The organism is Thermoleptolyngbya sp. M55_K2018_002 (assembly GCF_015295965.1).
GTDB classification, from domain to species: Bacteria; Cyanobacteriota; Cyanobacteriia; order Elainellales; family Elainellaceae; genus Thermoleptolyngbya; species Thermoleptolyngbya sichuanensis.
Genome location: NZ_DVEA01000276.1, coordinates 1 through 6408, shown reverse-complemented (window position 1 = coordinate 6408; position 6408 = coordinate 1). Strand labels below are relative to the sequence as shown.

The 6408-nt window shown below is 53.5% G+C and carries 6 protein-coding genes; 3 read left to right on the top strand and 3 right to left on the bottom strand.

Translation table 11 applies throughout. From position 1 onward, the window contains the following. A partial coding sequence (locus IGS51_RS14310) for a zinc-binding dehydrogenase (RefSeq protein WP_297079169.1) occupies positions 1-523 on the top strand: 523 nt, incomplete at its 5' end. Positions 524-1018: 495 nt separating this feature from the next. Then, the gene (locus tag IGS51_RS14305) at positions 1019-1255 is read left to right on the top strand and encodes a hypothetical protein (protein ID WP_172357981.1); all 237 of its coding nucleotides are present in this window, start codon (positions 1019-1021) and stop codon (positions 1253-1255) included. Between the two features lie 329 nt (positions 1256-1584). Here the strand turns inward: IGS51_RS14305 and chlP are convergent, their stop codons facing one another. The 3 genes from chlP to IGS51_RS14290 all read right to left on the bottom strand — a co-directional run bounded on the left by chlP (position 1585) and on the right by IGS51_RS14290 (position 4681). Beyond that, on the bottom strand, positions 1585-2808 hold the full coding sequence (gene chlP, locus IGS51_RS14300) for a geranylgeranyl reductase (RefSeq protein ID WP_068515126.1): 1224 nt from the start codon (positions 2806-2808) through the stop codon (positions 1585-1587). Positions 2809-3223: 415 nt separating this feature from the next. Beyond that, the gene (locus IGS51_RS14295) at positions 3224-3730 is read right to left on the bottom strand and encodes a hypothetical protein (protein WP_297079167.1); all 507 of its coding nucleotides are present in this window, start codon (positions 3728-3730) and stop codon (positions 3224-3226) included. 141 nt (positions 3731-3871) lie between these two features. Then, positions 3872-4681: a cobyrinic acid a,c-diamide synthase gene (locus tag IGS51_RS14290; RefSeq protein ID WP_297079165.1), complete on the bottom strand. Its 810-nt coding sequence runs from the start codon at positions 4679-4681 to the stop codon at positions 3872-3874. 797 nt (positions 4682-5478) lie between these two features. On the opposite strand from IGS51_RS14290, the gene IGS51_RS14285 reads away from it, so the two are divergent. After that, positions 5479-6138: a PTPA-CTERM sorting domain-containing protein gene (locus IGS51_RS14285; protein ID WP_297079163.1), complete on the top strand. Its 660-nt coding sequence runs from the start codon at positions 5479-5481 to the stop codon at positions 6136-6138. Positions 6139-6408 lie beyond the last annotated feature (270 nt).

Genomic DNA, 6408 nt, shown 5'->3' with positions numbered 1-6408 from the left:
ACCTCTTCGTTCTTCGTTCTTCTCTCTTCCCTCACGCCAACACGCCAACACGCCTTGCGAAATCTTCCTCTTTGGCGGTAGCCCCACACGGCTCCGGGTGGGCGAGGCGTTTGGGGCATCGCAGGGGTTCAACCATCGCCAGGTGGCGGATGTGCCTGGGCTGGTGAAGTCGCTGACAGAGGGCTGGGGCGCGGATGTGGTCATCGAAGCGACGGGGGTGCCCAGCGTGTGGGAACAGGCGATCGCCTGTGTGCGTCCGGGGGGAACCGTGAATCTGTTTGGCGGCTGTCCACGGGACACTACGATCACCGTCAGCACCGAGCCACTGCACTACAGCGAACTGACGCTGAAGGGAGTCTTTCACAGCACGCCGCGCCATGTCCGCGATGCGCTAGCGATGCTGGCGGCGGGCGATCGCCCCTTTGAAAAGCTGATCAGCGACGAGCGGCCGCTCAAGGACTTGCAACAGACTTTTTACGATATGCGCGATCGCACTGTGATCAAAGTCGCTATGCGCCCCTAACGCCTGGGAAATCGCGTGAAAATGCGGACGGATCTCTCCGTCACCCAGCATACCCTAATGCTTAGAGAGCGGAACCAGGAACCCCAGGGATGAGGAGCGGGAGGCGGCTCTATCGATTCTCGATTTTGGATTTGCGATTTTGGGTTGCTCGTCAAGCGCCTGCAAGGCTTCCAGCAATCTCATTCGCAGCTCCGCTCAAGAGAATGGATGTGGCGCCACTTCAGCCTAATCCAGGCTAAATCCAAAATCCAAAGCCCAAAATTCCAAACCCCCTCCGGAACATAGCCCTACAGGACTGAAGCATCAATTAGAACTAGCCTGTCTGACCTGCGAAACTTCACCCACTTGTACCAGGTATAAACCTCCCCCTCAGCGCTACACTTAGCAATGAGATTCACCAGAGCTAGCTTTCAATTCGCTTCACTCTGTCTAGGAACTTAACTGACCTCAACCGAGACGGCTTTACTCATCCCCCCGTCTCCAGGAGATAAGCCAATGAGCGATTTTGTCCTCGATGCACCCGCCGCAAACCGCAACACCTACTTTGTGGCATACTACGGCAGTCAATACCAAAAGCAGACTGCGGTTCTCCATGTTCAGCACAACTTTGATGATTCGATTCAAAAGCTGCACCTGCTGATTCGCACGCGAATTAATGAGGTTCTCGGAGAAGAGACCCCCGCCTGCTATCACATCCTGGCGCTAGCAGCTCCCGAAACGATTCCTGTTTAATGCTTCTGGCTAATTCAGAAGGTTTACCCAGAAGGTTAACCCAGAAGAGGCTGACCATGAGCAGTGTGGAGTTCATCCGTCATGGTTAAAAGCAGATCCAAAAACAGTCGTTGCTGAACGCAAGTATGAACTACCCTCATCTCTAACCCTTCTCCCTGCGGAGAAGGGAGTTAGAACTCTGGTTCATTCTCCTTTGGGAGAAGGCTAGGGTGAGGGTTGCAAGAGGCTTAGGCATGAGAATCATACTTCTCTTCAGCAAAGCCAAAAAACAAAAAAGACTAGGTTAGGGATTCCCTCGCCTAGTCTTTTTGAGTCTTTAGCCTGGATTTTTAAGGAGCTAGGGCGTTGCCGCGCAGGAGACTGCCGATGGTTTTGGCAGTAATCTTAAGCTGCGTCAGTGGGTTGGCAGGCACGACTGTCTTATACAGGTAGCTGTCGAATGTGAGCTTTTGCACGTCGATATCGGCGCACATTTCCACAAACGCCTCGCGGGTCGCATCGGAGCGATAGAACACGCGCTGAAGCAGATCCAGCACCAGATACGTTGCGCCGTAGGCTTTGTCCCAGCGCTTGATATAGACCTTGAGGTCGTCTTCGGTGGGGATGCGTTGCCCTTTGTTGGACAGTTCCACAATCGTTTCGGCACACATGCGACCCGACTTGGCGGCAAAGTAGATGCCTTCGCCGGAGGACTTGGTGACGTAGCCAGCGGCATCGCCTACCAGCGCCACGCGGCCCACCACCCGGCGGGGGCGGGGATGTTCGGGAATGGGGTGCGCTTCGACTTTGATGATTTCGCCGCCTTCGAGCTTGGCGGCGGCCCGCTGGCGGATACCTGCTTGCAGGTCTTTGATGCGGGACTTGTTCACCTTCATCGTGCCCGTGCCAACAGCAACGTGGTCGTATTTCGGGAAGACCCAGGCGTAAAAGTCGGGCGACACGTCATCGCCGACATACATTTCGGCTAGCTCGTGGTAGTACGCCATCTTGTCTTGGGGCAGGCGAATGCGCTCCTGGAAGGCGATCGCATAGTTATAGTCCCCCGCATCAATGGCTTTGGCAACGCGAGAGTTTGCGCCGTCTGCACCAATCACCAAGTCAACTTGCAGGGTTTGGGCAGTGCCCTCCACGCTGCCGTTGGAGTGGTCGGCATAGTGGAGGGTGTAAGGGTCGCTGCTGGTTTTTGGCAGATCCAACCCATAGACAGTGCCATTGATCAGCTTTGCGCCCAGTTTGGCAGCGCGATCGCGCAAAAAGCCGTCCAGCACCTCACGGCGGCACATGCCGATATATTCGTCATCCTTGAGCGTGCTGCCGATGTTGACCTCAATATTGGAGGGCGAGATCATCTTCATCTTGCGGACGCGGCGATCGATAATTTCTGGCGGCAGGTCAAATTCGCCCACCATGCAGAGTGGAATCGCCCCACCGCAGGGTTTTGCGTTGTCTAACTTGCGTTCAATGAGATAAGTTTCGATACCTGCTTTTGCCAGGGTCTCGGCAGCGGAAGAACCTGCCGGCCCGGAACCAACGACAGCAACCCGTAGAGCCAAAGGTCGTCTCCCAAATTTTCATGTAAAGCGTACGAATGGCATCGTAGCATGAGCGGAGAGCCTGATTCAGCAAGGGTTTTGGGGATATGGCGAAATTGAAACAGACTGTAACTTCTCGTAACGAGAATTGAGGCAGATCCTCTCCGTCTAGCATCCCATATCCCTTGTTTTGCAGGCGTTTCAGCCCTTATGGGTGGGCCCATTGAAGATCGTCAATGGGAATCCCAGTTTTTCCTCAGGTTTCCTTAGAGGCGAAAGTTTTCTGGAGGCGAAAGTTTTCTAGAGGCGAGGGGACGGGCTATCAGCCAGCCTGCATCCCTTTAGCCGAGCAATGAGCAATCGTCTGGGCCGAACCATCGTCGGCCTTGCTGCAAAACTGGCTAGCTGGGCGATCGCAGTTTTAGGTGCTTGGGCTTTAGTTTTTTTGGCGGGTTCTGTGGCGGGTTCTGTGGCGAGTCCTTGGGCAAGTCCTTAGGTAAGGGTTAGGTAAGGGGTCTGCCTGGAGCAAGTCTGACGGAACTTGCTTCGTCAACCACACCAGAAAGTTGCCCAGCGTGCCCTCTAGCAGTTCCTCCACATCCCCTTCTAGAAACACCTCGAAGGCCTGCTGAACATCTTCATAGAAGGATAGTTCCCAGTCAAACCAGCACACCTGCGTCCAGTGCAAATCCGCTTCTAGGCGATCGCCCGGCAGCAGTTTCCCAAAGGGTAATCCCGAATATTGCTCCAACTGATGAGCCGCAAAGTTGACGACCGCTTCTGCAATGCCCAGCGATTTGCCGTAGGTGTGAAACCATTCCTGGGGGCTGAGGCTCGGCCGCCGCTGGAGCGATCGCACCACCCGCCGCCGCATTGCCAGATCAGGACGCAGGGCTGTGTAGCTACGCAAGCTATAGAACCAGTTTCGGAGCCGATGCCACATAGACGCAGGAGATGGGTAAAAACCCAGAGGGCGCTTTCACCAAAGTATTCCCATTTGACGGGGAATCTCTCAGAAGGGGCCTGCACCCCAAGACAGAGATTCCCGCGCCAGCGTCCCCAACCTAAATCTCCCCTCGCCCCGCTACTCTGTTGCGTTCAGGTCAAAAATCACGTCCTGTTCCAGGTCAAAAATGTGGTCATAGTCAAAAATGAGTGAATTCGGGTGGCGCATCAGCGAAAAGCCAAAGTTTGAGACGACATCGGTAGTAAACGTCGCCATCACCAGTTCAACCAGCCGCTTTTCGGGAATTTCTGGCTCCTGCACGAAATAGTTTCGCCGCGCAAAAAACACGCCTTCATCCTTGGGCACGACAATGCTGTTGACCCGGTGAGCATATTGGATCGGCTTGATATAGGTGGCAATAAATTCATCCTGGTTGCGCTGGAGGCGGTACAGCTTTTCATGCTGATACCAACTCATGCGAAACATCATTTTCAGCAGCTCAAAGCCCAGCACATAGCTAAATACGTTATTGCGCTCCTCCGTGCTGAACACCAGCCGCAGCGCCGATTCCAGGTATAAATCTGGCTGCCGTCGCGCATCCTGAGCAGAATGCACATAAAACTGGCGGATATAGCGTCGCAGCACACCCGCATCTAGCTCGGTAGCAATGCGAAATTCCTTGAGATAGTCTCGTACCCGCTGCTCGGTTTCTTTGTCCTCCAGCTTGCGCGACACCAGCCCATCGGCCGTGTAGTCGTCCAGAAACTCCGCCTGCACCTCTGGCGATGCTGCACACATCAGGTGACACAGCGACAGTACGTAACGCCGCTGGTGCCAGGGCAGGCTTTCTACCCAAATCTTTGCCTCTGGCGGCAGCTTGTTGAGAATGCTCCCAACTGTGTCGTCTCGATAAAAACCGTTGCGTCGGGGAGGTCGGGGTTTTGCCATAGAGGGGGCAAACGGTCTAGCGCCAATAAAGAGCCGTCGAGGATTTATGAACTGCGATATTTCTATAATTTAACGTTTAACCATCTGATGCCTACCCAGTTTAATGGCTACCCAGTTGGCCTGCAATGACTGGGTTAAAAGGGCGATCGCCCTTCATCCAACTCTTCATCCACCTGTTTTATCCAACTCCCACTCGCGTTCCAATTAGCCCACCCGCTCCAGGTATTTACGGATATTTGAAAAAACACGAACTTTTATCTCGATTTCCCAGTCACTCCTGTAAAGCCGCTTCATCTTTTCCATTTATTTAGATAAATAAAGAAATCTACATAAACCTTGTATAAAGCAACCGGGTCAGTTCTGTAAAAATACGATGAAATCGACATTCACTCAGTAACCCCTACCAGCCCATCACGTCAGGATAAACACGGAGGCGTGAATAGCGCGACTCCAACCAGGCGTGTCTACCAAGCTCCGCTTCGTGATGCATTTTTGCGATGCATCTCTTAGACCGTCTATCAGGGTTTTGTTCATACCCAGGCTGTCCCAGCCAGTAAAACGTTTGGGAAATGGGCCTGCCATTCTTGCTCCGTCCGGGGTGCGCTACCCAGGCTACCGGACGACTATTACCGCCCTCCTCAAAGCTGTCCTGCCCCCTTTGATCAAGACAGCCCTTTGAGGAGGCACAAAGTAAAATCCCATGTCTTGCCGGGTCTTCTACCAGAAGACCGGTAGCCTACCGAAGTTTGCAAACACGGTTCACGTTCAACAAACGTGCATAAAGGTAGGTTTTAACTATGAATTTGCGTCATTTGGGTTTTCAGACCCTTCTTTTAGGCACTGCCATTACTGCTTCCGTAGTGGCCAGTGCGCCCGCTCAAGCCGTTGCTCTCTTTGGTTCAATTGGGCTGACGGGTAGTTCAACGGTGAATCCAAATGGGGTGACCTTTCTGACGGACACCGTAAACATTGCCAACAGCGATTTTAGCGGGCTGCTAAACTCCAACACGGCTATCCTTAAGCCGCTGGTTTTCACGCCCCCATTGGGAACCAATCCAGCAGCAGGTACATACTCAAGTCGAGGCGTGGCAGCGCTGACAAGCTTTATCGACTTTGGAACAGTTACCATTGGTGCAACCACAGCGACGCTCACATTTGATTTAGATGAAGTGAGTAATGCTGTGACAACCATCGTTAAAAGCCCTGTCTTCGGCATTAGTCACAATATCAATCCGTTGACTGGCAAATTTAACTTTAATGGTCAAACCATTGCAGCCGGTTTTCTGCAAGCATCTGTTTCGGGGAGTGGGGCAAATGCTGCCAGCACCTACCAAATTACGCTATCTACACAGCCTATTCCCACTCCGGCGCTGTTGCCGGGGCTGATGGCGATGGGGGCGGCGGCGCTGCGGAAGCGGAGGGAAGCGGAAGAAGAAACCCTGGATGCTGAGGTTTGAGCCGCGTTTGATGTTGGGTGACATCCCTGTTTTGTAAGCCACTAGGCGTTTTTTGACAAAGCCACAGCACACCCGCGCTGTGGCTTTTTTTGGGTTTGGTTTGGGGTGGGAGAGGATTGGCGGGCCGCCCACGCACGCCTAAGCCGCTGCGTCCTGTCGGCCGAATCTCAAACTAAGACACTAGCGTCTGTGCCCTATCTGAGAAAGCTATGCGACCCGGCTGCTACAACGCTCTACAAGATTAGGACTTACGCAGTTGGACAATTTCTC